The 26,093-nt window shown below is 71.5% G+C and carries 26 protein-coding genes and 1 riboswitch; of the genes, 22 read left to right on the top strand and 4 right to left on the bottom strand.

Features of this window, described 5'->3' with window-relative positions; genetic code table 11:
- Positions 1–16: 16 nt before the first annotated feature.
- The 12 genes from rplS to HTV45_RS18705 all read left to right on the top strand — a co-directional run bounded on the left by rplS (position 17) and on the right by HTV45_RS18705 (position 10,169).
- Positions 17–367: a 50S ribosomal protein L19 gene (rplS, locus tag HTV45_RS18760; RefSeq protein WP_215206970.1), complete on the top strand. Its 351-nt coding sequence runs from the start codon at positions 17–19 to the stop codon at positions 365–367.
- Between the two features lie 45 nt (positions 368–412).
- Positions 413–1,147, top strand: coding sequence for a signal peptidase I (lepB, locus tag HTV45_RS18755; protein WP_215206969.1), 735 nt, complete (start codon positions 413–415; stop codon positions 1,145–1,147).
- Positions 1,140–2,210 carry a signal peptidase I gene (lepB, locus tag HTV45_RS18750; RefSeq protein WP_215206968.1) on the top strand — a complete coding sequence of 357 codons (1,071 nt, stop codon included), beginning with the start codon at positions 1,140–1,142 and terminating at the stop codon, positions 2,208–2,210. Before lepB (HTV45_RS18755) ends, lepB (HTV45_RS18750) begins: the two co-directional genes overlap by 8 nt.
- The gene (gene lepB, locus HTV45_RS18745; RefSeq protein ID WP_215206967.1) at positions 2,119–3,105 is read left to right on the top strand and encodes a signal peptidase I; all 987 of its coding nucleotides are present in this window, start codon (positions 2,119–2,121) and stop codon (positions 3,103–3,105) included. The genes lepB (HTV45_RS18750) and lepB (HTV45_RS18745) overlap by 92 nt, the downstream gene beginning before the upstream one ends.
- A gap of 33 nt (positions 3,106–3,138) precedes the next feature.
- A complete protein-coding gene (lepB, locus tag HTV45_RS18740; RefSeq protein ID WP_215206966.1) occupies positions 3,139–3,915 on the top strand; it encodes a signal peptidase I in 777 nt (258 codons plus the stop codon).
- Complete coding sequence (locus HTV45_RS18735) at positions 3,905–4,435, top strand: NUDIX hydrolase (protein WP_215206965.1); 531 nt, start codon at positions 3,905–3,907, stop codon at positions 4,433–4,435. Before lepB (HTV45_RS18740) ends, HTV45_RS18735 begins: the two co-directional genes overlap by 11 nt.
- 53 nt (positions 4,436–4,488) lie before the next feature.
- Positions 4,489–4,797, top strand: coding sequence for a DUF2469 domain-containing protein (locus HTV45_RS18730; RefSeq protein ID WP_003965949.1), 309 nt, complete (start codon positions 4,489–4,491; stop codon positions 4,795–4,797).
- A gap of 206 nt (positions 4,798–5,003) precedes the next feature.
- Entirely contained in the window at positions 5,004–5,405 is a 402-nt protein-coding gene (locus HTV45_RS18725) for a YraN family protein (protein ID WP_215206964.1), read from the top strand.
- A 1-nt stretch (position 5,406) separates the two neighbouring features.
- Complete coding sequence (locus HTV45_RS18720; RefSeq protein WP_215206963.1) at positions 5,407–7,041, top strand: YifB family Mg chelatase-like AAA ATPase; 1,635 nt, start codon at positions 5,407–5,409, stop codon at positions 7,039–7,041.
- A gap of 209 nt (positions 7,042–7,250) precedes the next feature.
- Complete coding sequence (dprA, locus tag HTV45_RS18715; RefSeq protein WP_215206962.1) at positions 7,251–8,408, top strand: DNA-processing protein DprA; 1,158 nt, start codon at positions 7,251–7,253, stop codon at positions 8,406–8,408.
- Between the two features lie 271 nt (positions 8,409–8,679).
- Positions 8,680–9,522 carry an RNA polymerase sigma factor WhiG gene (gene whiG, locus HTV45_RS18710; RefSeq protein ID WP_215206961.1) on the top strand — a complete coding sequence of 281 codons (843 nt, stop codon included), beginning with the start codon at positions 8,680–8,682 and terminating at the stop codon, positions 9,520–9,522.
- Between the two features lie 89 nt (positions 9,523–9,611).
- Complete coding sequence (locus tag HTV45_RS18705) at positions 9,612–10,169, top strand: TetR/AcrR family transcriptional regulator (protein ID WP_215207021.1); 558 nt, start codon at positions 9,612–9,614, stop codon at positions 10,167–10,169.
- 488 nt (positions 10,170–10,657) lie between these two features.
- Here the strand turns inward: HTV45_RS18705 and HTV45_RS18700 are convergent, their stop codons facing one another.
- The gene (locus tag HTV45_RS18700; protein ID WP_215206960.1) at positions 10,658–11,263 is read right to left on the bottom strand and encodes a M23 family metallopeptidase; all 606 of its coding nucleotides are present in this window, start codon (positions 11,261–11,263) and stop codon (positions 10,658–10,660) included.
- Positions 11,264–11,545: 282 nt separating this feature from the next.
- On the opposite strand from HTV45_RS18700, the gene rpsB reads away from it, so the two are divergent.
- From rpsB to HTV45_RS18675, 5 genes are all read left to right on the top strand, one after another.
- Entirely contained in the window at positions 11,546–12,475 is a 930-nt protein-coding gene (rpsB, locus tag HTV45_RS18695; RefSeq protein ID WP_215206959.1) for a 30S ribosomal protein S2, read from the top strand.
- Positions 12,476–12,626: 151 nt separating this feature from the next.
- Positions 12,627–13,463 carry a translation elongation factor Ts gene (gene tsf / locus HTV45_RS18690; protein WP_215206958.1) on the top strand — a complete coding sequence of 279 codons (837 nt, stop codon included), beginning with the start codon at positions 12,627–12,629 and terminating at the stop codon, positions 13,461–13,463.
- A gap of 190 nt (positions 13,464–13,653) precedes the next feature.
- Positions 13,654–14,412, top strand: a complete 759-nt coding sequence (pyrH, locus tag HTV45_RS18685) for a UMP kinase (protein ID WP_215206957.1) — start codon at positions 13,654–13,656, stop codon at positions 14,410–14,412.
- A gap of 120 nt (positions 14,413–14,532) precedes the next feature.
- Positions 14,533–15,090 carry a ribosome recycling factor gene (gene frr / locus HTV45_RS18680; RefSeq protein ID WP_215206956.1) on the top strand — a complete coding sequence of 186 codons (558 nt, stop codon included), beginning with the start codon at positions 14,533–14,535 and terminating at the stop codon, positions 15,088–15,090.
- Positions 15,090–16,226, top strand: a complete 1,137-nt coding sequence (locus tag HTV45_RS18675; protein WP_215206955.1) for a phosphatidate cytidylyltransferase — start codon at positions 15,090–15,092, stop codon at positions 16,224–16,226. The genes frr and HTV45_RS18675 overlap by 1 nt, the downstream gene beginning before the upstream one ends.
- 202 nt (positions 16,227–16,428) lie before the next feature.
- Here the strand turns inward: HTV45_RS18675 and HTV45_RS18670 are convergent, their stop codons facing one another.
- Positions 16,429–17,622, bottom strand: coding sequence for a PP2C family protein-serine/threonine phosphatase (locus tag HTV45_RS18670; protein ID WP_308309707.1), 1,194 nt, complete (start codon positions 17,620–17,622; stop codon positions 16,429–16,431).
- A gap of 477 nt (positions 17,623–18,099) precedes the next feature.
- On the opposite strand from HTV45_RS18670, the gene rlmN reads away from it, so the two are divergent.
- From rlmN to HTV45_RS18645, 5 genes are all read left to right on the top strand, one after another.
- Complete coding sequence (gene rlmN, locus HTV45_RS18665) at positions 18,100–19,206, top strand: 23S rRNA (adenine(2503)-C(2))-methyltransferase RlmN (protein WP_215206954.1); 1,107 nt, start codon at positions 18,100–18,102, stop codon at positions 19,204–19,206.
- 35 nt (positions 19,207–19,241) lie between these two features.
- Positions 19,242–19,347: riboswitch (TPP riboswitch) on the top strand.
- 80 nt (positions 19,348–19,427) lie between these two features.
- Positions 19,428–20,513 (top strand): thiamine ABC transporter substrate binding subunit, encoded by a 1,086-nt coding sequence (locus tag HTV45_RS18660; protein ID WP_215206953.1) that lies wholly within the window; start codon positions 19,428–19,430, stop codon positions 20,511–20,513.
- A 47-nt stretch (positions 20,514–20,560) separates the two neighbouring features.
- Positions 20,561–22,162: an iron ABC transporter permease gene (locus HTV45_RS18655; RefSeq protein WP_251692383.1), complete on the top strand. Its 1,602-nt coding sequence runs from the start codon at positions 20,561–20,563 to the stop codon at positions 22,160–22,162.
- Positions 22,163–23,182, top strand: coding sequence for an ABC transporter ATP-binding protein (locus tag HTV45_RS18650; protein ID WP_215206951.1), 1,020 nt, complete (start codon positions 22,163–22,165; stop codon positions 23,180–23,182).
- Positions 23,183–23,206: 24 nt separating this feature from the next.
- On the top strand, positions 23,207–24,043 hold the full coding sequence (locus HTV45_RS18645; RefSeq protein ID WP_215206950.1) for a maleylpyruvate isomerase N-terminal domain-containing protein: 837 nt from the start codon (positions 23,207–23,209) through the stop codon (positions 24,041–24,043).
- Positions 24,044–24,110: 67 nt separating this feature from the next.
- Here the strand turns inward: HTV45_RS18645 and HTV45_RS18640 are convergent, their stop codons facing one another.
- Positions 24,111–24,812: an LAETG motif-containing sortase-dependent surface protein gene (locus tag HTV45_RS18640; RefSeq protein WP_308309706.1), complete on the bottom strand. Its 702-nt coding sequence runs from the start codon at positions 24,810–24,812 to the stop codon at positions 24,111–24,113.
- A gap of 148 nt (positions 24,813–24,960) precedes the next feature.
- The gene (locus HTV45_RS18635; protein WP_215206949.1) at positions 24,961–26,082 is read right to left on the bottom strand and encodes an LOG family protein; all 1,122 of its coding nucleotides are present in this window, start codon (positions 26,080–26,082) and stop codon (positions 24,961–24,963) included.
- Between the last annotated feature and the right edge of the window lie 11 nt (positions 26,083–26,093).

Raw genomic sequence — 26,093 nt, 5'->3', positions numbered from 1 at the left:
GAAGAAAGCAGACGAAATGTCTCACCTGCTCGACACCGTCGACTCCGCGTCGCTGCGCAGCGACGTCCCGGCCTTCCGCCCCGGCGACACCGTCAACGTCCACGTGCGCGTCATCGAGGGCAGCCGCTCCCGTGTGCAGCAGTTCAAGGGCGTGGTGATCCGCCGCCAGGGTGCCGGCGTGCGCGAGACCTTCACGGTCCGCAAGGTCTCCTTCTCCGTCGGCGTCGAGCGCACCTTCCCGGTGCACACCCCGATCGTGGAGAAGATCGAGCTCGTCACCAGGGGTGACGTCCGCCGCGCCAAGCTGTACTACCTGCGCGAGCTGCGCGGCAAGGCGGCGAAGATCAAGGAGAAGCGCGAGAACTGAGCGCTTTACCGGCGTCACATCGGGGCCGGATAGCATCTGGCCCCGATGGACACCGAAGCACAGCCGACGGAGCGCGACCGTTCCTCCCCCACGGCCGGACCCGAGAACACCTCGGGAACGCCGGGGCCGGAGGAGCGGTCGCGCTCCGCGTTGGTGCGGCGTATCACGCACTGGCTCCCCGGCGGGCGCATTACCCTGACCCTGTTGCCCTGTCTGCTGTTCCTGCTGGCCGTCAACACGTTCGTCGCACGGCCGTTCGAGATCCCGAGTGGATCGATGGAACCCGGATTGAGGGTCGGGGACCGCGTTCTCGTAAATAAGCTGGCGTACGGGTTCGGTGAGGGGCCCGGCCGGGGCGACGTGATTGTGTTCGACGGCACCGGGTATTTCGGTGAGGCCGACTACATCAAGCGGGTCGTCGGGGTGGGCGGAGACCACGTGGTCTGCTGTGACGGGGAGGGGAGAGTCCGGGTGAACGGCCGGTCGGTCGACGAGTCGCGCTTCGTGTTCCCCGGGGACAGCCCCTCCACGGTTCCGTTCGACGTCGTCGTGCCCGGCGGGCGGCTGTTCGTCCTCGGTGACCACCGCGGCAACTCCAGCGACTCCCGCGACCGCCTGGGTTCGCCCGGCGGCGGCATGATTCCGGTGGACAGGGTGATCGGCCGCGCCGGCGCGATCGTATGGCCCTTGGCCCGAGCCACCCGGCTGCAGCGGCCCGACGCCTACGACCGCGTGCCCGCGCGGGACGCGGCCGGTCCGGGGGAGGGCGGTCATGGGTAACCGCGGCAAGCCCCGCGGGGTCCCGGCGAGCGCCGCGGAGAACCTGCTGCCCACGGGCTTCCGCCGCGCGGCCGCCGCGTCGTCCGGACGCAGCCGGGCCGAGCGCCGCAAACTGCAGCGCAAGGTCAAACGCCGCCGCAGGCGCGGGGCGGTCAAGGAGATCCCCCTCCTCATCGGCGTCGCCGTGCTGATCGCGCTGGTGCTGAAGACGTTCCTCGTACAGGCCTTCGTCATCCCGTCCGGCTCCATGGAGCAGACGATCCAGATCGGCGACCGCGTCCTGGTGGACAAGCTCACGCCGTGGTTCGGGTCGGAGCCGCAGCGCGGTGACGTCGTCGTGTTCAAGGATCCCGGTGGCTGGCTCCAGGACGAACCGGGGGCCACGAAGAAGGACGATCCGGTCGGCATCAAGCAGATCAAGGAAGGGCTCACCTTCATCGGACTGCTGCCGTCGGAGAACGAGAAGGACCTCATCAAGCGGGTCGTCGGCGTCGGCGGCGACCGGGTCCAGTGCTGCGACCAGCAGGGCCGGGTCACCGTCAACGGCGTGCCCCTGCGAGAGGACTACCTCTATCCCGGCAACGCTCCCTCCACGATCCCCTTCGACATCACGGTGCCCGAGGGGCGGCTGTGGGTGATGGGTGACCACCGGGCGAACTCCGCCGACTCCCGCTCCCACCAGGACACCGACTACGGCGGCACCGTCTCCGAGGAGGAGGTGGTGGGCCGGGCCGTGGTCATCGCCTGGCCGTTCGGCCGCTGGAGCACTCTGGAGGAACCCACGACCTACGCCTCCGTGTCGGACTCCGCGCCGGGGTCGACCGCTGCCGCTCCGCTGTCGCATAGGGTTGCCCCGGACGATCCCCATGGGTTGGTCCAGCTCCCGAGCCCTGCGGAACTCCCGCTCGTTATGGGAGTAGTGGGCCTGCGCCGGGCATGGCGCGGGCGGCGGCAGAGAGTGAGGAGTTGGCGTGGGGGATGCGGCGGTTGGCGCACGGTCCGGACGCGAGGGCGAGGAGCACCGCGGGCGTCCCGCGGAAGCGGCCTATCCGGCGGCGGATGACTCCGTGACTCCCGGGAATCACTCGGCGGCGGGCGGCGAAGGTCCCGGGGACGGGCAGCCCCCGGCCGAGCGGGGAGGGTCGGACGACGGTTCTCCGCGGGCGAAGCAGCACCGCTCCTTCTGGAAGGAGCTGCCGATCCTGATCGGTATCGCGCTGGTGCTGGCGCTGCTGATCAAGACGTTCCTGGTGCAGGCGTTCTCGATCCCCTCCGACTCGATGCAGAACACCCTCCAGCAGGGTGACCGGGTCCTGGTCGACAAGCTCACCCCCTGGTTCGGCTCCGAGCCCGAGCGCGGCGAGGTCGTCGTCTTCCACGACCCGGACAACTGGCTGGCGGGCGAGCCGACGCCCGAACCGAATCCGCTGCAGAAGGTCCTCAGCTGGATCGGCCTGATGCCGTCCGCGGAGGAGAAGGACCTGATCAAGCGGGTCATCGGCGTAGGCGGTGACACGATCGAGTGCAAGGGCACCGGCCCGCTCAAGGTCAACGGCATGGCGCTGGACGAGTCGTCGTACGTGTATCCCGGCAACACCCCGTGCAGCCAGGACGACCAGGGCGGCCAGTTCAAGCTGAAGGTCCCCGAGGACCACATCTGGGTCATGGGCGACCACCGCCAGAACTCCCGGGACTCCCGGTACAACCGGGCCGACAGCAACGAGGGCTTCGTCCCCGTGGACAAGGTCGTCGGCCGCGCCATCGTCATCGCCTGGCCGGTCAACCGGTGGACCAACCTGCCCGTCCCGGACACCTTCGACCAGCCCGGCCTGGACGCCGCGTCGTCCGCCGGGGCCCCGTCGGTCGCGCCGCAGGGGCTGGCGCTCGCGGGCGCGGTGCCGCTGGTGCTGTGGCGGCGTCGGCGGTACGGCGGCGGAGCGGGCCGGGAAGAGGGCTGACCGCGTCCGGTACCGCCGGGTAGGGTGCGGCCCATGAGTGGTCGGAGCACGACGCGTACGGTCCCCGGCACGGGCGGTCCGGGCAGTGGCCGGGCGCCCGGCCGGACCGGCCGGGTGCTGTCCAACCTGGCCGTGGCCCTGGGTCTGACGCTGTTCCTCGGCGGATTCGTCTGGGCGGCGGTGGTGTACCGGCCGTACACCGTGCCCACCACCTCGATGGCGCCGACGATCGGCGCGGGGGACCGGGTGCTGGCCGAGCGGGTCGACGGCGGCGAGGTCCGCCGTGGTGACGTCGTCGTCTTCACGGACGAGACATGGTCGAACGTGCCCATGGTGAAGCGGGTGGTCGCCGTCGGCGGTGACAAGGTCTCCTGCTGCCAGGGCGGCAGGCTGACGGTCAACGGCGAGGAGATCGACGAACCGTATCTCGCCGAGGACACGGTGACCGGGTTCGCCGACTTCCCCGAGGTGATCGTGCCGAAGGGGCGCCTGTTCCTGCTCGGTGACGAGCGCTCCGGGTCGGTGGACTCCACCGCCCACCTCACCGACGCCGCCGGCGGCACCGTCTCCCGCGACGCGGTCCAGGCCCGGGTCGACGCCGTGGTCTGGCCCATGAACGGCACACTGCGGGCGCCCGCCGGTTTCGAGAAGCTCGGCGCGCTCTCCTCGCCCGGCCCGTTCGGGACGGTCGTCGCCGCGGTGATCGCCGGCGCCGTCCTCGTGCTCGGCGGGGCCGCCTACGGCCCTGTCGCCACACGGGCGGCGGTGTCCCGGGCGCGGGCGAACGGAGAGACCGCCGGTGTCCGCTGAGCCCGTCACGGCGGCCGGGGGTTTCTACGAGGGCGGACTGCGCAGGGTCGCCCGGGTCGTGCTGCTCGACCCGCGGGACCGCATCCTTCTGCTGCACGGCCATGAACCCGACGACCCCGCCGACGACTGGTGGTTCACGCCCGGCGGCGGAGTCGAGGGCGAGGAGACCCGGGAACAGGCCGCGCTGCGCGAACTGGCCGAGGAGACCGGCATCACCGATGTCGCACTGGGCCCGGTGCTGTGGCGGCGCAGGTGCTCCTTCCCGTTCGCCGGGCGCCGCTGGGACCAGGACGAGTGGTACTACCTCGCCCGCACCACCCGGACGGTGACCGCGGCCGCCACGGCGCTGACCGAGCTGGAGCGGCGCAGCGTCGCCGGAGCGCGCTGGTGGACGTGCCCGGAACTCACGGGGGCGCGTGAGACGGTGTACCCGACCAGACTCGCCGGGCTGCTGCGGACACTGCTCGATGAGGGTCCCCCCGCCCGCCCCGTGACCCTGGACACCGAAATCGTCCGGTGACCCCCGGGGCAGGCGCACAATGGTGGGATCGCACCGCTGAAGGGGAACATGCCATGAGCGCCGAGGACCTCGAGAAGTACGAGACCGAGATGGAGCTGAAGCTCTACCGGGAGTACCGAGATGTCGTCGGTCTGTTCAAATACGTGATCGAGACCGAGCGCCGCTTCTATCTGACCAACGACTACGAGATGCAGGTGCACTCGGTCCAGGGCGAGGTCTTCTTCGAGGTGTCGATGGCGGATGCCTGGGTGTGGGACATGTACAGGCCGGCCCGGTTCGTCAAGCAGGTGCGGGTGCTCACGTTCAAGGACGTGAACATCGAGGAGCTCAACAAGAGCGATCTGGAGCTCCCCGGCGGGTGATCGGCAGGGTCGCCGCGCGAGTGGGCGCCGGTGCTGCGGTGCTGCGGTGCTGCCTGTGCTGCCGGGCTTCTGTGCGCGCTTCTGCCCGCGGGCGGTGAGCGGCGGGTGGCGAGGAGCGGCCGGAGGCGGGTGACGCCCGTGCGGGTGACGGAGTTCTCCACAGTCGCCGGCTTGTGCACCAAGATCCACTTCTTGGGGCGGGATGCGTGAGCTTGGGCGCCGGAGGTGGTGCCGACATGAACGCACAACGGGCACACGGCGCGCTCGGCAGGTACGGCGAGGATCTGGCCGCACGGCGGCTGACACAGGCGGGGATGACGGTCCTGGAGCGCAACTGGCGCTGCGGCAGGACCGGCGAGATCGACATCGTGGCCATGGACGGCGACGCCCTGGTCGTCTGTGAGGTGAAGACCCGCAGGGCAGGGTCCTTCCAGCACCCCATGGAGTCGGTCACTCCGGCCAAGGCGGCCCGGCTGCGGGGCCTCGCCGAGCGCTGGCTCCAGGAACACGGGGGAGCGCCGCCCGGAGGGGTCCGCATCGACGTGGTCGGGGTGCTGCTGCCGGCCCGCGGCGCACCCGCGGTCGAGCACGTCAGGGGGGTGGCCTGAGATGGGGTTCGCCCGTACGTGTTCGGTGACGCTGGTGGGCGTCGAGGGCGTGGTGGTGGAGGTCCAGGCCGACCTGGAACCGGGAGTCGCGGCATTCACGCTGGTGGGACTGCCGGACAAGAGTCTGACGGAGAGCCGGGACCGGGTCAGGGCGGCCGTGGTCAACTCCGGTGCGGAGTGGCCGCAGAAGAAGCTCACCGTGGGGCTCAGTCCGGCGTCGGTGCCGAAGTCCGGCAGCGGTTTCGACCTCGCCGTCGCCTGTTCCGTGCTCGGCGCCGCCGAGCGGATCGATCCGCGGGTGCTCGCCGACCTGGTGATGATCGGTGAACTCGGGCTGGACGGCCGGGTGCGGCCGGTCCGCGGCATCCTGCCCGCGGTGCTGGCGGCGGCCGACGCGGGGTACGAGCAGGTGGTGGTACCGGAGTGTGCCGCCGCCGAGGCCTCACTGGTGCCGGGTGTGTCCGTCCTGGGCATCCGCAGCCTGCGCCAGCTGATCGCGGTGCTCACCGACGAACCGGTGCCGGAGGAGCCGGCCGAGGACCCGGAGCGCCCCGACCCGTCGCTGGCGGGGCTGCGCGTCCCCGGCACCGGGGCGGCGACCGGGATCCACGGCATCGGAGCGGCACAGCACGACCGGGGCCACGACCTCGCGGACGTCGTCGGCCAGCTGTCTGCGCGGACGGCGGTGGAGGTGGCCGCGGCGGGCGCCCACCACCTCTTCCTGGAGGGGCCACCCGGTGCCGGCAAGACCATGCTCGCGGAGCGGCTGCCGTCGGTCCTGCCGGCACTCGACCGGCAGGCGTCCCTCGAGGTGACGGCCGTGCACTCGGTAGCGGGCCTGCTGCCGCCGGGCAAACCCCTGATCGACACGGCTCCCTACTGCGCCCCGCACCACTCGGCCACGATGCAGGCCCTGGTCGGCGGCGGCCCCGGGACGGCCCGGCCGGGAGCGGTGTCCCTCTCCCACCAGGGCGTGCTCTTCCTGGACGAAACGCCCGAATTCAGCAGCAAGGCCCTGGACGCGCTGCGCCAGCCGCTGGAGGCCGGGCATGTGATCATCGCGCGCAGTGCGGGGGTCGTGCGCTTTCCGGCGCGCTTCCTGATGGTGCTCGCCGCCAATCCCTGTCCCTGCGGGCGCTTCTCGCGGACGGACGACCACTGCGAGTGCCCGCCCGCGGCGGTCCGCCGCTACCAGGCCCGGCTGTCCGGACCGCTGCTCGACCGGGTCGACCTGCGGGTCGAGGTCGACCGCGTCACCCGCGGCGAACTGACGGCGAGCGGCGCCCGGGGCGAGTCCACCGTGACGGTCGCCGACCGGGTGCGCGCGGCCCGGGAGCGTGCGGCGGCGCGGCTCGGCGGCACTCCGTGGCGTACCAACAGCGAGGTCCCGGGGCGCGAACTGCGCAGCCGCTGGCAGGCCGCCCCCGGCGCCATGGACGACGCGGAGCGGAGCCTGGAGCGGGGCGTGCTCAGCGCCCGGGGACTCGACCGGGTCCTGCGGGTCGCCTGGACCGTCGCCGACCTGTCCGGCCGCGACCGGCCCGGCGCCACCGACGTCGCCCTCGCCCTGCAGCTGCGCACCGGCGTCCCGCGCGGGGTGCCCATGGCCATCGGAGCCGTCGGAGCCGCGGTATGAGCGCCGGGACCGGTTCGGAGTCCGGATCCGGGACCGCGTGGAGGGCTGACCCCGGCACGGGGGCCGGGGTGGTGCAGCCAGGTTCCGGGAGAAGCCCGAAGGCCGGCACACGGACCGGCTCCGGGAGCCAGGCGGGGACCGACTCCGAGTCGGGCCCCGGGACGGGCGCGGGGTCCGCGACCGGGCCGGGAGGCGGACCGGGGGTCGGCGTGGCGAACTGCCGTGAGGACGACGTGCGGCTCGGCCGGGCCCTGCTCACCCGGGTCCTCGAACCGGGTGACGAGACCGGTGGACGCTGGGTGCGGGAACTCGGGGTGGAGACGCTGGTGCGACGGCTGCGGGAAGGCGGCGAGCCGCCGCCGGGGGTCAGCGGCAAGCGGTGGGCAGGGCTGCTGGCGCGGGCCGAGCGGGCCGAGCCGCGCAGGGACCTCGCCGTCGGCCGGGACGCCGGGGTGCGGTTCGTCTGCCCGGGGACCCCGGAATGGCCCGGACAGCTCGACGACCTGGGGGACGCGAGGCCGCTCGGGCTGTGGGTGCGCGGCGGCGCGAACCTGCGGATGTGGGCGCTGCGCTCGGTCGCCGTCGTGGGCGCCCGCGCCTGCACCGAGTACGGCGCCCACATGGCCGCCACACTCGCGGCGGACCTGGCCGAGCGCGGCTGGGTCGTGGTCTCCGGCGGCGCCTACGGGATCGACGGCGCCGCCCACCGAGGGGCGCTCGGGTCCGGCGGTGCCACCATCGCCGTCCTCGCCTGCGGAGTCGACCGGCCCTACCCGCGCGGACATGCCGGACTCATCGGCAGGATCGCGGAACAAGGACTGGTCGTCGGCGAGCTGCCGCCGGGCGATCACCCCACACCGAGCAGATTCATCCTCCGCAACCGGGTGATCGCCGCGCTCACCAGGGGGACGGTCGTCGTCGAGGCCGCCCACCGCAGCGGCTCCCTGGCGACCGCCCGCGCCGCGCGGCGCCTGGGACGGCACACCATGGGGGTCCCGGGGCCGGCCACCAGCGGACTCTCCGCCGGGGTGCACGAACTGCTCCGCCAGGACGCGGTCCTGGTCACCGATGCCGCCGAGGTCGTCGAACTGGTCGGCGACATGGGCGAGCTCGCGCCGGAGCGCCGGGGACCGGTACTGCCCCGGGACCTCCTCGCGCCGGCCGGCCGCCGGATCCTCGACGCCCTCCCGGCCCGCGCGACGGCCCGGCCCGGGGAGATCGCGCTCGTCGCGCAGACCACACCGGACGACGCGATCGCGAGACTGTACGAACTGCGAGCACTTGGTTACGTCGAACGACACGGCGACGGCTGGAAGTTGACGCGACAGGCGATGACGCCGGTCCGGGACGCCCACGGCACCCGTTGACGGAGCGTGTTCGGCCGTCCGGGGGGCCCTGACGCCCCATGGGAAACACGCCAGTTGGGGCACTCGGGTGATCACACAGAGCGACGGTCGTGCCCCGGTGGAGCGGCACCCGGAACGTATCTGCGCACGGCCCGGCCCCACTTCTTCGCACACCGCGACGTCACAGTCACGCTACGCTCACGAGGATCCCGACACGGACAGGCAACCCGACATCGGACAGACAGCGAATCCGGCCAGCACCAGCCCACGGCAGAACGGCACTAGGCGACGAATGCCCCAGCACACCTCCGGGTCCGACCGGGCGGCGATCCCCCCAGCCGCCCGCGACGGTGGCAGCGTGCGGCCGCCCGCTCCCTCGACGCTCGAGGAGCTGTGGCGGTCGTACAAGGCGACGGGGGACGAACGACTGCGGGAACAGCTGATCCTGCACTACTCGCCGCTGGTGAAGTACGTGGCCGGCCGGGTCAGTGTGGGGCTGCCGCCCAATGTCGAGCAGGCCGACTTCGTCTCCTCCGGGGTCTTCGGGCTGATCGACGCGATCGAGAAGTTCGATGTCGACCGGGAGATCAAGTTCGAGACCTACGCGATCACCCGTATCCGGGGCGCGATGATCGACGAGTTGCGGGCGCTGGACTGGATCCCGCGCTCGGTGCGGCAGAAGGCGCGCAACGTCGAGCGTGCCTACGCCACGCTCGAGGCGCGGCTGCGGCGTACGCCCTCGGAGAGCGAGGTCGCCGGCGAGATGGGCATCGCCGTGGACGAGCTGCACGCGGTTTTCAGCCAGTTGTCGCTGGCGAACGTCGTCGCCCTGGAGGAACTGCTGCACGTCGGCGGTGAGGGCGGCGACCGGCTGAGCCTCATGGACACCCTGGAGGACACCGCCGCCGACAACCCGGTGGAGGTGGCGGAGGACCGGGAGCTGCGAAGGTTCCTTGCCCGGGCCATCAACACGCTGCCCGATCGGGAGAAGACCGTGGTCACGCTCTACTACTACGAAGGGCTCACGCTCGCCGAGATCGGCAATGTGCTGGGCGTGACCGAGAGCCGGGTCAGCCAGATCCACACCAAGTCCGTGCTCCAGCTGCGCGGCAAACTGGCGAGCTTCGGCCGCTGAGCCGTTCCCGCGGAGCGGGCCCATCCTCTGGCCGCCATGGGCGGCGCGTCCGTAAAGTGGTCGACGTGCCAAGGATTCGAGCGGCCTCCGTGGCCGAGCACCGGTCGATGCAGCGAGCCGCCCTGCTGGACGCGGCACGCTCACTGCTGTCCGAGGGCGGTACGGATGCGCTGACCTTCCCGGCCCTCGCCGAGCGCACCGGCCTCGCACGGTCGTCCGTGTACGAGTACTTCCGCTCGCGCGCGGCCGTCGTCGAGGAACTGTGCGAGGTCGACTTCCCGGTCTGGGCCGCCGAGGTCGAGGCCGCGATGGCGGACGCCGACGGGGCCGGGGAGAAGATCGAGGCCTATGTCCGCAAGCAGCTGGAACTCGTCGGCGACCGGCGGCACCGCGCCGTCGTCGCGATCTCCGCGAGCGAGCTGGACGCCGGCGCCCGGGAGAAGATCCGCGCCGCGCACGGCGGGCTCATCGCGCTGATCGTCGAAGCCCTCGCCGAACTGGGCCACGCCGAGCCCCGCCTTACGGCCATGCTGCTCCAGGGCGTGGTCGACGCGGCCGTGCGCCGTGTCGAACTGGGGGCGGCGGAGCACCCCGACACGATCACGGCAGCCGCGATTTCGATGGCTCTCAGGGGCGTCCGCGGCTGACGGCCGCCTCGCACCGGCCCTCCCGCGGTCGTCCCCGAGGCCCCGGATCGCGCCGGCGAGCCGTCCCGGGTGCGGATGCCCTGGTTGCCGCGTACGCGCCGAGGTCTGTCACCCTGCCGGGCCCGGTGACACCGAGCCGTGCGCAGCAGGTGCGCTACGTGCGTGTGGGCGAGGGTGGGTGCGCAGTCCGGTGAGGGCGGAGTGCCTCCCCGACTCCAGGCTCCTCCCCTCGCTTCCGGCTTCGCTCGAGCGGGGGACCCCATGAGCGGGGGGTTCATGAGCGGGAGGTACCCCCACCGTCCGCCCGTGCCGCCCAGCGGCCCGGCTGCTCGCGTGGGGCGGAGGAGCGGCGCACGTGCCTGCGCGCTTGCCCCTGGTGGGCAGGGTGCCGGCCTGACTGGCCGTGAGGTGTGGTCACCGGGGAGGGGTGCTGGGCGCCGCCTGGCGCAACATGGCCGGCGGTTCGGCTGCGGGGCGCGGGGTGGAAGTCAGGGCGGCAGCGGGACACCCAGGACCGGCAGCAGCCTCGACGGGCCCGCGCGCAGGAGCCAGGGCGGCAGCAGGGTGAGCGGGTTCAGGTAGGTACCGGCCCGCAGGAGGCCCCAGTGCACACAGGGAGCTGTGCAGTGGGAGCCCGTGGGTTCCACCGTGCCGACCACCTCGCCCGCCGTCACCTCGTCGCCCCCGGCCACCGACGCGCGGACCGGCTCGTAGGTCGTGCGCAGCGGAGGATCACTTGTCCCCGGCAGCTCCACCGAGACCACGCCCCTCCCGGCCACCCGGCCGGCGAACGACACCCGGCCCGCCGCCACCGCGCGTACCGGCGCACCCGGAGCCGCCGCCAGATCCACGCCGCGGTGCCCGCGCCCGTACACCGTCACCGGCGGCTCCCACCCGCGCAGCACCCGCGGCCGTACGCCCACCGGCCACGCCCGCCCCACGGCCGGCGTCGCTCCGTCCTCACCCGCCGGCTCCGCCACCCGTGCCCCCGCCGGCGCCCAGGAAGCGGGCGGCGGCGCGAGCAGTGCCGCCAGGGTCGGGATCACCAGCAGGGCCAGTCGCGCACCGGCCCGGGTCCATCGACTCGTTCGCATGCCGGACAGCGTCCCGGAGACACAGGGTCACCGCCCGGACCTGTGGACCACCACCCGATTGTGGACAACGGCGTCACCCGGCGCCCCGGGTGTCCCGTACACTTCTGGTGGCGATCCGGGTCACCGGGTCGACTTCGCACGCCCCGACATCGAGACCGGTCACGGCCGTACCCCCGATGTCAGCGCCCCTCGGTCCTTCGTGGCAACGGCGCGTCGTGGGCGTCAGGCGCGGGAGCCGTCCGGCATCCGCGGCACAACCGAGAAACTCAAGGAGATACGGCCATGGCCGTCGTCACGATGCGGGAGCTGCTGGAAAGCGGCGTCCACTTCGGTCACCAGACCCGTCGTTGGAACCCGAAGATGAAGCGCTTCATCTTCACGGAGCGCAACGGCATCTACATCATCGACCTGCTCCAGTCGCTGTCGTACATCGACCGCGCCTACGAGTTCGTCAAGGAGACCGTCGCCCACGGCGGCACGGTCATGTTCGTCGGTACGAAGAAGCAGGCGCAGGAGGCCATCGCCGAGCAGGCGACCCGCGTCGGCATGCCCTACGTGAACCAGCGCTGGCTGGGCGGCATGCTCACCAACTTCTCGACCGTCTACAAGCGTCTGCAGCGCCTCAAGGAGCTCGAGCAGATCGACTTCGAGGATGTGGCCGCCTCCGGCCTCACCAAGAAGGAGCTGCTGGTCCTCTCCCGCGAGAAGGCCAAGCTGGAGAAGACCCTCGGCGGTATCCGCGAGATGTCCAAGGTGCCCAGCGCCGTCTGGATCGTGGACACCAAGAAGGAGCACATCGCGGTCGGTGAGGCCCGGAAGCTCAACATCCCGGTCGTCGCCATCCTCGACACCAACTGCGACCCCGACGAGGTCGACTACAAGATCCCGGGCAACGACGACGCGATCCGCTCCGTCACGCTGCTCACCCGCGTGATCGCCGACGCGGTGGCCGAGGGCCTCATCTCCCGTTCCGGTGTCGCCACCGGTGACAAGGGTGACAAGGCCGCCGGTGAGCCGCTCGCCGCGTGGGAGCGCGACCTGCTCGAGGGCGAGAAGAAGGCCGAGGAGGCCGCTCCGGCCGCCGACGCCGAGAAGCCCGCCGAGGAGGCCGAGGAGGCCGAGAAGCCGGCCGAGGCCCCCGCGGCCGAGGCCCCCGCCGCCGACGCCGAGAAGCCCGCCGAGGCCCCCGCGGCCGAGGCCGAGCAGGCCTGACCCGTCAGAGCCGTTGACGGCGGGAGCGGTGACACAGGAACCGCTCCCGCCGTCCACCCGTAGGTCGGTGGCGCGCCGGGAGCCCGCTCTCGGGCGGTCCCTGACCCCGCGGATCTGAGAACCTCCAGACTTCGAGAAAGATTCAGGACTCATGGCGAACTACACCGCCGCCGACGTCAAGAAGCTCCGGGAGCTCACCGGCGCCGGCATGATGGACTGCAAGAAGGCGCTGGACGAGGCCGACGGCAGCGTCGACAAGGCCGTCGAGGCGCTCCGTATCAAGGGCCAGAAGGGTGTCGCCAAGCGCGAGGGCCGCTCCGCCGAGAACGGCGCCGTGGTCTCGATCATCGCGGGTGACAACTCCTCCGGTGTCCTCGTCGAGCTGAAGTGCGAGACGGACTTCGTCGCCAAGGGCGAGAAGTTCCAGGCCGCGGCCACCGCCATCGCCGAGCACATCACCAAGACCTCCCCGGCCGGCCTCGAGGCGCTGCTCGCCTCCGAGATCGAGCCCGGCAAGACCGTCCAGGCGTTCGTGGACGAGGCCAACGCGAACCTGGGTGAGAAGATCGTCCTGGACCGCTTCGCGCAGTACTCCGACGGCTACGTCGCCGCGTACATGCACCGCACGATGCCCGACCTGCCCCCGCAGATCGGTGTCCTCGTCGAGCTCGACAAGCCCGACGCCGAGGTCGCCAAGGGCGTCGCCCAGCACATCGCCGCCTTCGCGCCGAAGTACCTCGCCAAGGAGGACGTGCCGGCCGAGGTCGTCGAGTCCGAGCGTCGCATCGCCGAGGAGACCACCCGCGCCGAGGGCAAGCCCGAGGCCGCGATCTCCAAGATCGTCGAGGGTCGTCTGAACGGCTTCTTCAAGGACGCCACCCTGCTCGGCCAGCCCTACGCGCTGGACAACAAGAAGTCCGTCCAGAAGGTTCTGGACGAGGCCGGTGTCACCCTGAAGCGCTTCACGCGCATCAAGGTCGGCATCTGAGTCCGTACCGCGACGGGCGCACGACCCCGATAGGGTCGCCGGCAGTCGTTCGGACACGCGTCCACGCAACGGCGCGTGCCGGACGGCAGCAGATCTGACAAGGAGGCCATTGCCGCATGGGATGCGAACACCGCCCCGCCGGCAATGGCCTTCTTCGTATGTGCAACACGCGAAAGAGGCGGGATCCCCGATGACCACCAAGGCTGAGAAGAGCGACGACGGCAAAGGACGCGGCCGGTTTCTGCTGAAGCTGTCCGGAGAGGCGTTCTCCGGTGGCGGGGGCCTGGGCGTCGACCCCGACGTGGTACACGCCATCGCGCGTGAGATCGCGGCGGTCGTCAGGGACGGCGCGGAGATCGCGATCGTCATCGGCGGCGGCAACTTCTTCCGCGGCGCCGAGCTCCAGGTACGCGGCATGGACCGCGCCCGCTCCGACTACATGGGCATGCTCGGCACCGTGATGAACTGCCTCGCCCTCCAGGACTTCCTGGAGAAGGAGGGCGTCGACTGCCGCGTGCAGACCGCCATCACCATGGGGCAGGTCGCCGAGCCCTACATCCCGCTGCGCGCGGTACGGCACCTGGAGAAGGGCCGTGTGGTCATCTTCGGCGCCGGTATGGGGATGCCGTACTTCTCCACCGACACCACCGCCGCCCAGCGTGCCCTGGAGATCGACGCCGAGGCGCTCCTCATGGGCAAGAACGGCGTGGACGGGGTCTACGACTCGGACCCGAAGACCAACCCCGACGCCGTGAAGTTCGACGCGCTCGGCTACAGCGAGGTCATCACCCGGGACCTGAAGGTCGCCGACGCCACGGCCGTCACGCTGTGCCGGGACAACAGCCTGCCGATCGTCGTCTTCGAGCTCCTGAAGGAGGGCAACATCGCCCGCGCCGTCAAGGGTGAGAAGATCGGCACGCTGGTGGGTGACCAAGCCGGGCGCAACTGACCGGGGGATGGACAATGTCCTGCCGGTCGGGAACCGTGCAGGAAGAAGACGCGACGCAGCCGGCCGCCGCCCCGAAGAGGAACCGCAGCCGGGCCTACTCAAGACACGCAGGAGCAAGTGGTGATCGAAGAGACCCTCCTCGAGGCCGAGGAGAAGATGGAGAAGGCCGTCGTGGTCGCCAAGGAGGACTTCGCCGCGATCCGCACCGGCCGTGCGCACCCGGCGATGTTCAACAAGATCGTGGCCGACTACTACGGCGCGCTGACCCCGATCAACCAGCTGGCGTCGTTCTCCGTGCCCGAGCCGCGCATGGCCGTGGTGACGCCGTTCGACAAGACCGCGCTGCGCAACATCGAGCAGGCGATCCGCGACTCCGACCTGGGCGTCAACCCGAGCAACGACGGCAATATCATCCGGGTGGTCTTCCCTGAGCTGACCGAGGAACGCCGCCGCGACTACATCAAGGTCGCCAAGGCCAAGGCCGAGGACGCCAAGATCTCGATCCGCTCCGTGCGCCGCAAGGCCAAGGAGACCATCGACAAGATGATCAAGGACGGCGAGGTCGGCGAGGACGAGGGCCGCCGTGCGGAGAAGGAGCTCGACGACACCACCGCGAAGTACGTCGCCCAGGTGGACGAGCTCCTGAAGCACAAGGAAGCCGAGCTGCTCGAGGTCTGATGAACCACTCTTCCTGGGGGGCGCCGCAGACCGGGTACCGGGGCCCGTCCGACCAAGGGCCCGGCCACGCGCCCGGCCAGGGAGCCGCCCCGGCGGGTCCCGCGTACGATGCGCACTACGCGCAGCAGACTCGCCCCATGCCCATCGTGCCCGACGTACCCGAACACGGCGGTGACCAGGATATGGACCAGGGGGCCGCTCGGCTGAGCGGCCCCCTGTTCCGAGACGAGATGCCGCAGGCACGGCCCCATCCCGGGGAGGTGTCGCAGAATCCGGAGCCCATGCCACACGCCCCGCAGCCGGCGCCCGCCCCGCGGAAGAAGAGCGCGGGTCGCGACCTCGGGTCCGCGATAGGCGTCGGCGTCGGCCTCGGGGCGGTGATCGTCGCCTCGCTGTTCGTCGTCAAGGCCGCGTTCGTCGGCGTCGTCGCCGTCGCCGTGGTGGTGGGTCTGTGGGAGCTGACCAGCCGGCTCGAGGAGCGCAAGGGCACCAAGGCGCCCCTCGTCCCGCTGGCGCTCGGCGGTGCGGCCATGGTCGTCGCCGGGTACGCGCGGGGGGCCGAGGGCGCGTGGGTCGCCATGGCGCTCACCACGCTGGCGGTCCTCGTCTGGCGCATGACGGCGCCGCCGGAGAATTACCTCAGGGATGTCACGGCGGGTGTCTTCGCGGCGTTCTACGTCCCGTTCCTCGCCACCTTCGTCGCGATGATGCTCACCGCCGACGACGGTGCCTGGCGGGTCCTCACCTTCCTCCTGCTGACCGTGGTCAGCGACACGGGAGCGTACGCCGTCGGCTGGCGCTTCGGCACCCACAAGCTCGCTCCGCGGATCAGCCCCGGAAAGACCCGCGAGGGTCTGCTGGGCGCGATCGGCTTCGCGATGGCCGCGGGCGCGCTGTGCATGCAGTTCCTGATCGACGGCGGAAGCTGGTGGCAGGGCCTGCTGCTCGGCCTCGCGGTCGCCGCCAGCGCCACCCTGGGCGACCTCGGCGAGTCCATGATCAAGCGTGACCTCGGCATCAAGGACATGGGCACCCTGCTCCCCGGCCACGGCGGCATCATGGACCGGCTGGACTCGCTGTTGCCCACGGCACCGGTGGTGTGGCTGCTGTTGGTGCTCTTCGTGGGATCCGCCTGATCCGCGCACCGCGCCGGGACGCGCTGCCGCGTCCCGTGCCGGAGAACCCTTCGCTTCCCCGCGTCCCGTCGGGGGACGGCCGCCGACGGCCCGGGGCTCGCCCCGGACGCCGGCCCCCGAACCGCGCGGACCACCGCGCGAACCACCGATCAGGCCGGGGAATGCCGCCCGGGTCGCCCTCCCGTCCGACGGCCCGGACCGGTTATCGGACCGGGTCATCGGGTCGGTCCTCGATGCCGCGCGCGGGGCGCTGACCGTCCGCCGAGCCCGCGAGCGGCCGCCGCAGCGCCACCATGGCGACGTCGTCCTCGAGCCGGGTCCCCGAGTACCGTCGCAGGTCCGCGTGGAGCGTGCTCAGCAGCGCCTCCGGTTCCTTCTCCGTCCAGTGCCGCACCCGCTCGGCAAGCGGATAGAAGGCCCCTGATCCGTCACGGGCCTCGGTCACCCCGTCGGTGTACAGCAGCAGCGTGGATCCGGGCGGCATGGAGGCGGTGTCCACGACCGGTCCATCGGCGGTCAGGTCTCCCAGGCCCAGCGGCGGGGCCGGAGCGGTCGGTGCCAGAGCCGTGACCGTGCCTCTGTGCAGCAGCAGCGGCGGCGGATGGCCGAGGTTCACCAGACACACACGGCCGTCGTCGGACAGCTCGACCACCACGGCCGTGACGAACGACTCGGCCGTGAAGCGGCCGACCGGACCGTTGCCCGGCCCGGTGACGGCGGACTGCTCCCGGACCTCCTGGCGCAACGCCGCCTCGATCTCACCGGCCGTCTTGAGCAGGGGAACGTCGTGCCGCGCCGTCCACCGGAAGCCGTTCAGCACACACCCGACGATCTCCAGTGAGGCCAGTCCCTTGCCCTGGACGTCCCCGATCAGCACCCGCGTGGTGTGCCCGGACCGCACGAGGGCGTAGAGGTCACCGCCCACGGCGGCCTCCTCGTCCGCCGCGAGGTACAGCGAGGCCACGCCGAAAGGGCCGGTCCGGCGGGGGAGCGGGTGCAGCAGTACCCGTTGGGTGACCTCGGCCACCCACCGGGACGCGGCCAGCCGGCGCTCACCGCGTACCCGTACGGCGCTGGCCGCCACGGATCCCGCGCTGATCAGCAGCAGGGTGCTGAGCTGGACCGGGAAATTCGTGGTGTCCATCTGCTGGTTCGCCGTGGCGGCCACCAGCGCGCAGGGCAACGCCACGGCGAGCACCGCGAGGACGCACAGGGGGGTGCAGAAGATCGCGGCGAAGGTCGGGCCGGCCACCATCAGCGGACCCAGGCGCACATCCCGTCCCGCCACCAGGTCCACCAGCAGCAACAGCAACGGCAGCATGCCGAAGGCCGCCACCCGGACCGCGGGATGCCGCAGGGCATCGGCCGCCCCTGCTCCCGTGGAGATGGCTCGCACATCGATCACCTCCGACACCGACCTCGCCCACCGAGAACTTTAGGGTGAGATGGTCGCATCTGTGACATGTGTGCCCCGATCACATGCGGCCGGGGAGGGGCGCGGGAGTGTCCGCGAGTGGAGCTGACCGGCGCCCGTCGCGGCCCTTCTTCGTAGATGCCCGGATCACCGACGAGCCCGTCGGCCGCCGGTCCTTCGGACTCCTCCCGCGTACAGGTGTCGTGCAGGTGACGTGCCGAACGCCATAGCGCCGGCGGAGATCACGGCCATACCGCGCGGGGGGGGCCTCCCGGCCCTCGGGCCTCCGTCGGTGGGGAGATCCTCGGGAACGCCGCTCACGACCAGCGACGAATGATCTCGCTGCCCCGTCCCCGGACCGTCCGGGGCCGCGGCAGCGACCGGTGGTGACCACCAGCGACACCCGTAGCGGGCGACGCCCGCAGGCCACCCCTGTGGATCTGCGACACTGGTACAGCCATGCCTAAGCCCGGAGAACTCACATTCGTAGCGCCGCGCGGAGCGAAGAAGCCGCCGCGGCACCTTGCCGACCTCACGCCCGCCGAGCGCAAGGAGGTGGTCGCCGAGGCCGGTGAGAAGCCGTTTCGGGCCAGACAGCTCTCGCAGCACTACTTCGCGCGGTACGCGCACGAGCCGGAGCAGTGGACCGACATCCCGGCCGGTTCGCGCGGCAGACTCCAGGAGGCCCTGCTTCCGGAGCTGATGACGGTCGTACGGCATCTCTCCACCGACCAGGGCACCACCCGTAAGACGCTGTGGAAGCTGTTCGACGGGACGCTGGTCGAGTCGGTGCTGATGCGTTATCCGGACCGGGTGACCATGTGCATCAGCTCCCAGGCGGGCTGCGGCATGAACTGCCCGTTCTGCGCGACGGGGCAGGCCGGGCTGGACCGCAATCTGTCGACCGCCGAGATCGTGCACCAGATCGTGGACGGGATGCGGGCGCTGAGGGACGGCGAGGTCCCGGGCGGTCCGGCGCGGCTCAGCAACATCGTGTTCATGGGGATGGGCGAGCCGCTCGCCAACTACAACCGGGTCGTCGGGGCCATCCGCCGCCTCACCGACCCGGAGCCGGACGGGCTCGGGCTGTCACAGCGCGGGATCACCGTGTCCACCGTCGGTCTCGTCCCGGCGATCCACCGGTTCACCGGTGAGGGTTTCAAGTGCCGGCTCGCCATCTCGCTGCACGCCCCGGACGACGAGCTGCGCGACACCCTCGTCCCCGTGAACACGCGGTGGAAGGTGCGCGAGGTGCTCGACGCCGGGTTCGAGTACGCGGCCACCTCCGGGCGGCGGCTGTCCATCGAGTACGCGCTGATCCGGGACATCAACGACCAGGCGTGGCGCGGTGACCGCCTCGGGCGGATGCTCAAGGGCCGCCCCGTGCACGTCAACCTGATCCCGCTCAACCCCACGCCCGGATCCAAGTGGACCGCCTCCCGTCCCGAGGACGAGAAGGCGTTCGTGGAGGCGATCGCCGCGCACGGTGTGCCGGTGACGATCCGGGACACCCGTGGGCAGGAGATCGACGGGGCGTGCGGCCAGCTCGCCGCGAGCGAGCGGTAGGGTGACCCGAGTAAGCCAGAGTTAAGTACATCTTCATATTCCGACAGGGGAGCGCCACAGCGCTGAGAGTGCGGCACCGGCCGCAGACCCTCCGAACCTGGCCCAGGTCATTCTGGGTAGGGAGATCGGTCATCACTCGAGCTGTTGCGCCCTGTCCGGGTCCCCACCCGGGGGCCCCGGACAGGGCCGCGTCTCTTCCTGGTCACTCCAGGAGGAATCAAGTGGGTATCACCAAGAAGGTCTCGGTCCTGGCTGTCGGGCTGGGACTGGTCACGCTGTCCGCGTGCGGGTCGTCCGACGGGGACGGCGGCGGCAGCGGCGGCGGGTCCAAGGCCGTGACCCTCGTCAGCCACAACTCGTGGGCCGTCTCGAAGGACGTCGTCGCCGCCTTCGAGAAGCAGTCCGGCTTCGAGCTCAAGGTTCTCGAGGACGGCGACGCCGGGCAGGCTGTGAACAAGGCGATCCTGACCAAGGACAACCCCCAGGGCGACGTCTTCTTCGGCGTCGACAACACCCTGCTGTCCCGCGCCCTCGACAACGGGCTGTTCCAGCCGTACGAGGCGAAGGGCTCCGACCGGATCCTGCCCGGGTACCGGGCCGACGAGGACAAGCACCGGGTGACCCCCGTGGACAGCGGTGACGTCTGCGTCAACTACGACAAGGCGTGGTTCGCCGAGAAGGGACTGACCCCGCCGAAGACCCTCGACGACCTGATCGAGCCCGAGTACAAGGACCTCCTCGTCGTCGAGAACGCCTCCACCTCCTCGCCCGGCCTCGGTTTCCTCCTCGGGACGGCCGCCCAGTACGGGGACGAGGGCTGGCAGGACTACTGGAAGAAGCTCAGGGCCAACGGCGTGAAGGTGGTCGACGGCTGGGAGCAGGCCTACAACGAGGAGTTCTCCGGCTCGGCCGGCGGCAAGCAGGCCAAGGCCGACCGCCCGCTGGTGGTGTCGTACGCCTCCTCGCCTCCCGTCGAGGTGATCTACGCCGACCCGAGGCCGGACACCGCCCCCACCGGCGTCGCCGAGGGCACCTGCTTCCGCCAGGTCGAGTACGCGGGCCTGCTGGAGAACGCGAAGAACCCCGAGGGGGGCAAGGCGCTGCTGGACTTCCTGCTCACCGAGCGGTTCCAGGAGGACATGCCGCTCAACATGTTCGTGTACCCGGTGCTGGAGAACGCCCAGGTGCCCGAGGAGTTCGCGAAGTTCGGGCCGCCGGCGAAGGACCCGCGGACCATGGACCCGGAGAAGATCGCCGCCAACCGTGACCAGTGGGTCAAGTCGTGGACCTCGCTCGTACTGAAGTGACGCGGTCCGCGGCGAAGCGGCGGGGGAGCGCGGCGCGGCTCGGCCTGATGGCCGTGCCGGTCGCGTTCTTCGCCGTGTTCTTCGCCTATCCCGTCGCCGCGATCGTCGCGCGCGGACTGAAGGTCGACGGGGTCTGGCAGCTCGGGCGGATCGGGGAGGTGCTGGCCCAGCCCGACGTCCGGCAGGTGCTGTGGTTCACCACCTGGCAGGCGCTCGCCTCCACCGCCCTCACCCTGCTGATCGCCCTGCCCGGCGCGTACGTCTTCGCCCGTTTCGACTTCCCCGGCAAGCAGGTGCTGCGGGCGGTGGTCACCGTGCCGTTCGTCCTGCCGACGGTCGTCGTCGGTACGGCGTTCATGGCGCTGGTCGGGCGCGGCGGCCTGCTCGACGAACTCTGGGGCGTACGGCTGGACACCACGGTGTGGGCGATCCTGCTCGCGCATGTCTTCTTCAACTACGCCGTGGTGGTACGCACCGTGGGCGGGCTCTGGTCCCAGCTCGACCCGCGGCAGGAGGAGGCCGCGCGGATGCTCGGCGCCTCGCGGTTCGCGGCCTGGCGGACCGTGACGCTGCCCGCGCTCGCGCCCGCCGTGGCAGCCGCCGCGCTGATGGTCTTCCTGTTCACCTTCACCTCCTTCGGGGTGGTGCAGATCCTGGGCGGGCCGACCTTCTCCACCCTCGAGGTGGAGATCTACCGGCAGACCTCCGAGATCTTCGACCTGCCCACCGCCGCCGTCCTGACGATGATCCAGTTCGTCGCCGTGGGCTCGGTCCTCGCCCTGCACGCCTGGACCGTACGGCGCCGGGAGGCCGCGCTGCGGCTGGTGGACGCCTCGGCGACCGCACGCCGGCCGCGCGGCGCGGGACAGCGGGCGATGCTCGGCTCAGTCGTCGCCACCGTCGCCGTACTGATCATCCTGCCCCTCGCGGTGCTGGTGGAACGGTCCTTCGGCGCCGCGGGCCTCGGCTACTACCGTGCACTGACCGAGGACGACGGGGGCGTGTTCCTCGTCGCGCCCATCGAGGCGGTCGGCAACTCGCTGCGGTACGCCGTCGCCGCCACGGCCATCGCCGTGGTGATCGGCGGTCTCGCCGCCGTCGCGCTGACCCGGCGGGACGCGGGGCGGCTGGTGCGCGGGTTCGACGCGCTGCTGATGCTCCCGCTCGGCGTGTCCGCGGTGACCGTGGGCTTCGGATTCCTGATCGCCCTCGACGAGCCACCGCTGGACCTGAGGGCGTCCTGGATCCTGGTCCCGCTCGCCCAGGCACTGGTCGGGGTCCCCTTCGTCGTACGGACCATGCTGCCCGTACTGCGGGCCGTGGACGTGAGGCTGCGGGAGGCGGCGGCGGTGCTCGGGGCGTCGCCGTGGCGGGCGTGGCGGGAGGTGGACCTGCCGATGGTGCGGCGGGCGCTGCTGATCGCGGCCGGATTCGCCTTCGCCGTGTCGCTGGGGGAGTTCGGGGCGACCGTGTTCATCGCACGGCCGGAGAATCCGACCCTGCCGGTCGCCGTGGCGCGGCTGCTGGGGCGGCCGGGGGAGCTCAACTACGGCCAGGCGATGGCCCTGTCGACGATTCTGATGATCGTGTGCGCGGTGGCGCTGCTCGTACTGGAGCGGCTGCGGACCGAGAGGAGCGGGGAGTTCTAGATGCTGCTGAGCCTGGAGGCCGCGACGGTCCGCTTCGGCGGTCGGGCGGTGCTGGACACCGTCGGCCTGGGGGTCGCCGAGCACGAGATCGTGTGCGTGCTCGGCCCCAGTGGCAGCGGCAAGTCGACGCTGCTGCGGGCGGTCGCCGGGCTGCAGTCCCTCGACTCCGGGCGGATCCGGCTCGACGGACGGGACCAGTCGGGCGTGCCCGCGCACCGGCGCGGCGTCGGGCTGATGTTCCAGGACCACCAGCTGTTCCCGCAGCGGGACGTGGGCGGCAACGTGGCCTTCGGGCTGCGGATGCACGGTGCGTCGCGCGCTGAACAGGCTGATCGCGTAAAGGAGTTGCTGGACCTGGTGGGACTGCCGGGGGCTGCCGGACGGGCCGTCGCCGCGCTGTCCGGAGGTGAGCAGCAGCGTGTGGCGCTGGCCCGTGCCCTCGCCCCCAGCCCCCGGCTGCTGATGCTCGACGAGCCGCTGGGCCAGCTGGACCGGTCGCTCAGGGAACGCCTCGTCGTCGAACTGCGCGAGCTGTTCGGCCGGTTGGGCACCACAGTGCTGGCGGTCACCCACGACCAGGGCGAGGCCTTCGCCCTGGCCGACCGGGTGGTGGTGATGCGGGACGGGCGGATCGCCCAGTCCGGTACCCCGCTTGAGGTCTGGCAGCGGCCGGCCGACGCCTTCGTGGCGCGGTTCCTCGGCTTCGAGAACGTCGTCGGGGCGACGGTGACGGACGGGATCGCCGTGACGCCCTGGGGCAAGGTCCCGGTGCCGGACGGCGCCCCGCAGGGCACCCGCACCCTGCTCGTCCGGCCCGCCGGCGTCCGTCTGGTCCCGGACGGTGAGGGTCTGCGCTGCACGGTGGCCGCGCGCACCTTCCGGGGTACCCATGTCGCCGTCCGCCTCCAGCCCGATGACGCGCCGGTCCTGGAGGCGGCCTGCGCGCTCAGGGCCGCGCCCGCGGTCGGGGACGAGGTCGGCGTGGAGTTCGACGCCGCGGAAATCGCTGTGCTGGGATGAACGCCGCTCCCTAGGGTGGGCGGCATGAGCCGACTCACCCATGACCGCTGTTGCCAGGAGATCGCCTGCCGGACGGAGCAGTTGCGTACCGTCGTCACGTCCGGCGCCGATCTGTCGGGCACGGTGCCCACCACCCCCGACTGGTCCCTGGAGCAGCTGATCCGGCACGTCGGCGGCTCCCTGCGCTGGGCCGCGCAGATGGTGCGCACCGGCGCGGAGGACGAGCTGGACGAGGATCAGGTGCCGGACTTCGACGGACCCGCGCAGTGGGGCGATCCGGGTGCGCTGGACGCGTGGCTGGCGGAGTCCGGCGAGCTGATCGTGGGCGCGCTGCGGGACGCCGGGCCGGACGCGGAGGTGTGGAGCTGGGCGGGGGTCCGCAACGCCGGATTCTGGTCCCGCCGCATGGCGCACGAGCTGATCGTGCACGGCGCGGACGCGGCCCTGGCCGCCGGGCTGCCCTTCGAGGTCGCGCCCGACGCCGCCGCCGACGCGATCGACGAGTGGCTGGAGATCGTGGAGTGGGCGCAGCGGACCCTGCCCGAGGACACCGTGCACCAACTGCGCGGGCCCCGGCGCACGATCCTTCTGCACGCCACGGACGCCGGTGAGGAGGCGGACGCCGAGCGAAGCGGGACGGAGATCCCCCCGTCGAAAAGGTGGGGGAGGCTCATCGTGCTCGCCGAGGACGGTGTCTCCTGGAGCCGGGGCCACGAGAAGGCCACCGTCACCCTGCGCGGGCCGCTCACCTCCGTGCTCCTCGCCTTCTACCGCCGGCTGCCGCTGGACGCGCCGGAACTGGAGGTGCTCGGCGAGCAGGATGTGCTCGAACTCTGGCTGACACACGCGACGTTCGGCTGAGCGGCCGGACGCGGCAGTGGCCCGCCCCCCTGAGCGGGGAACGGGCCACCCGGGTGTCCGTGGGGTGTCAGCGCTCGCTGTTGGCACCGCGGCGGCGCATGCCGTAGAAGACCGCGCCACCGCCGACCGCGACCAGAGCGGCCGCGACGCCGACGATCAGACCGGTGTTGGAACCGGCACCGGTCTCGGCGAGGCTCGACTCACCGGCCGGGGACGGCGCGTTGCTCGAGGTGTCCGCCGGAGGGGTGCTCTCGCTCTCCGACGGCGACGGGGCCGGCGCGCCGGGCTCCTCGGCCGGGGGAGAGGAGGGCTCCGACGCAGACGGCTCGGGCTCCTCCGGAGCCGGGGGCTCCTCGTCCGTCCCGCAGGCCGTCGCCGGGGTGGTCAGGTTCGGCTTGATGTCCTCGTCGACGTAGGACTTCGCCTTGACGTGGACGCGGTATTCGGCGTTCGGCTTCCACTCCTCCTCGAAGGTGATGGTGGTGCCCTCACGGGTGCCCTTGACCACCTGTTCGCCGACCTTCTTGATGTCGGCGCCGTTGTTCTGCAGGAAGACGCTGACGGTCGCGGGGATACCGGCCGGGTCGACGTCGGTCACGGTGATGACACCGTTGTCACCGTCGCACTTGGCCGCGGCCGAGAATTCGCTGATGTCGCACGCCGCCGCGGTGCCGGCGACGCCGAGTGCGAGTGCGACGGACGCGGAGACGACACCGAGGGCGCGCGCCGAGCGCGCGACGGTACGGCGTGATACGGACAGAACTGCCACGTTTGTCCTTTACGGGGATGCGCAAATGCGGGGGGTTGAGGGAGTGTTGATGAAGCATCAGCACTCCCATGTGGCTCTCAGGTCTATAAGTGCCGCATAAGGAGTGTCAACGCATATGCCAACCGTGGGCCCGAGCTTTGCCCTTTTATTAACCACCCAGGCGTTTCAAGGCCTCCGGAGCCTCCTCGATCCGGTCGACCAGGGCGATCCTGGCCTCCATCGACCGCTCCCGGGCGAGGGACCGCAGCAGCGGCCAGGCCGGCAGCCTCTCCGTCCAGTGGGCCCGGTTCACCAGCACCATGGGTGTGGGCTCGCCGCGCGACTCGTAGTAGTTCGGCGTCGCGTTGTCGAAGATCTCCTGCACGGTGCCGGCGGCGCCCGGCAGGAACACCACCCCCGCGTTGCAGCGGGCCAGCAGGCCGTCCTCCCGCGTGGCGTTGGCGAAGTACTTCGCGATGTGCGAGGCGAAGGCGTTCGGCGGCTCGTGGCCGTAGAACCAGGTGGGGATGCCGACCGAGTGATTGCCCTTCGGCCAGCGGGTGCGCACCTCGAAGGCGGCCCGCGCCCAGTCGGTGACCGACGGGGTGAACGAGGGTGCGGACGCCAGGAGCCGGCAGGCCTCGTCCAGCATGGCGTCGTCGTAAGGGGCCGTGTAGGCGCCGAGGTTCGCCGCCTCCATCGCGCCCGGACCGCCTCCGGTCGCCACGGTGAAGCCGGCGTGGCTCAGCGCCCGTCCGAGCCGGGCGGCGCCCCTGAACTCCTCGGTGCCCCGGGCCATCGCGTGACCGCCCATCACCCCTACGACCCGGGCGCCGCGCAGGAGTTCGTCGAGGGCGTCGGACATGGAGTCGTCGTGGACCGCGCGCAGCATGGAGGCGAAGATGTCTCCGTCGTCCCTGGTCCGCTGCAACCAGGTGTAGGCGAGCGCGTCCGGAGTCGCCTCGTAGCCCTTGTCGAGCGAGGCGAACAGGTCGTCGGGGGTGTAGAGATGCCCCCGGTAGGGGTCGAAGGGCAGGCCAGGGACGGGCGGCAGGACCAGCGCGCCGTCGGCGCGGAGCTTCTCCGCCGCGTCGGGGCGCATGCGGCAGCCGAGGAACACCGCCTCGGCGGTGTCGGTGGTGAGCAACTCCCGCGTCCGGTCGGTCAGATCGACGGCCTGGACGCGAAAACCGGAGAGTGTGCCGCGGGCCGAGACGACGGCGTCGAACTCCTCGAGCGTCTCGATCTCGCGGTCCCCGTGATGGACGGCATGGGCGGGACTGGTCTGCACCCGCCCATGCT

The sequence above is a fragment of the Streptomyces sp. CHD11 genome (genome assembly GCF_018638295.1).
Lineage (GTDB): Bacteria > Actinomycetota > Actinomycetes > Streptomycetales > Streptomycetaceae > Streptomyces.
Note: the sequence above shows the minus strand (reverse complement) of the source record. Positions and strands in the feature narration are given on the sequence as shown.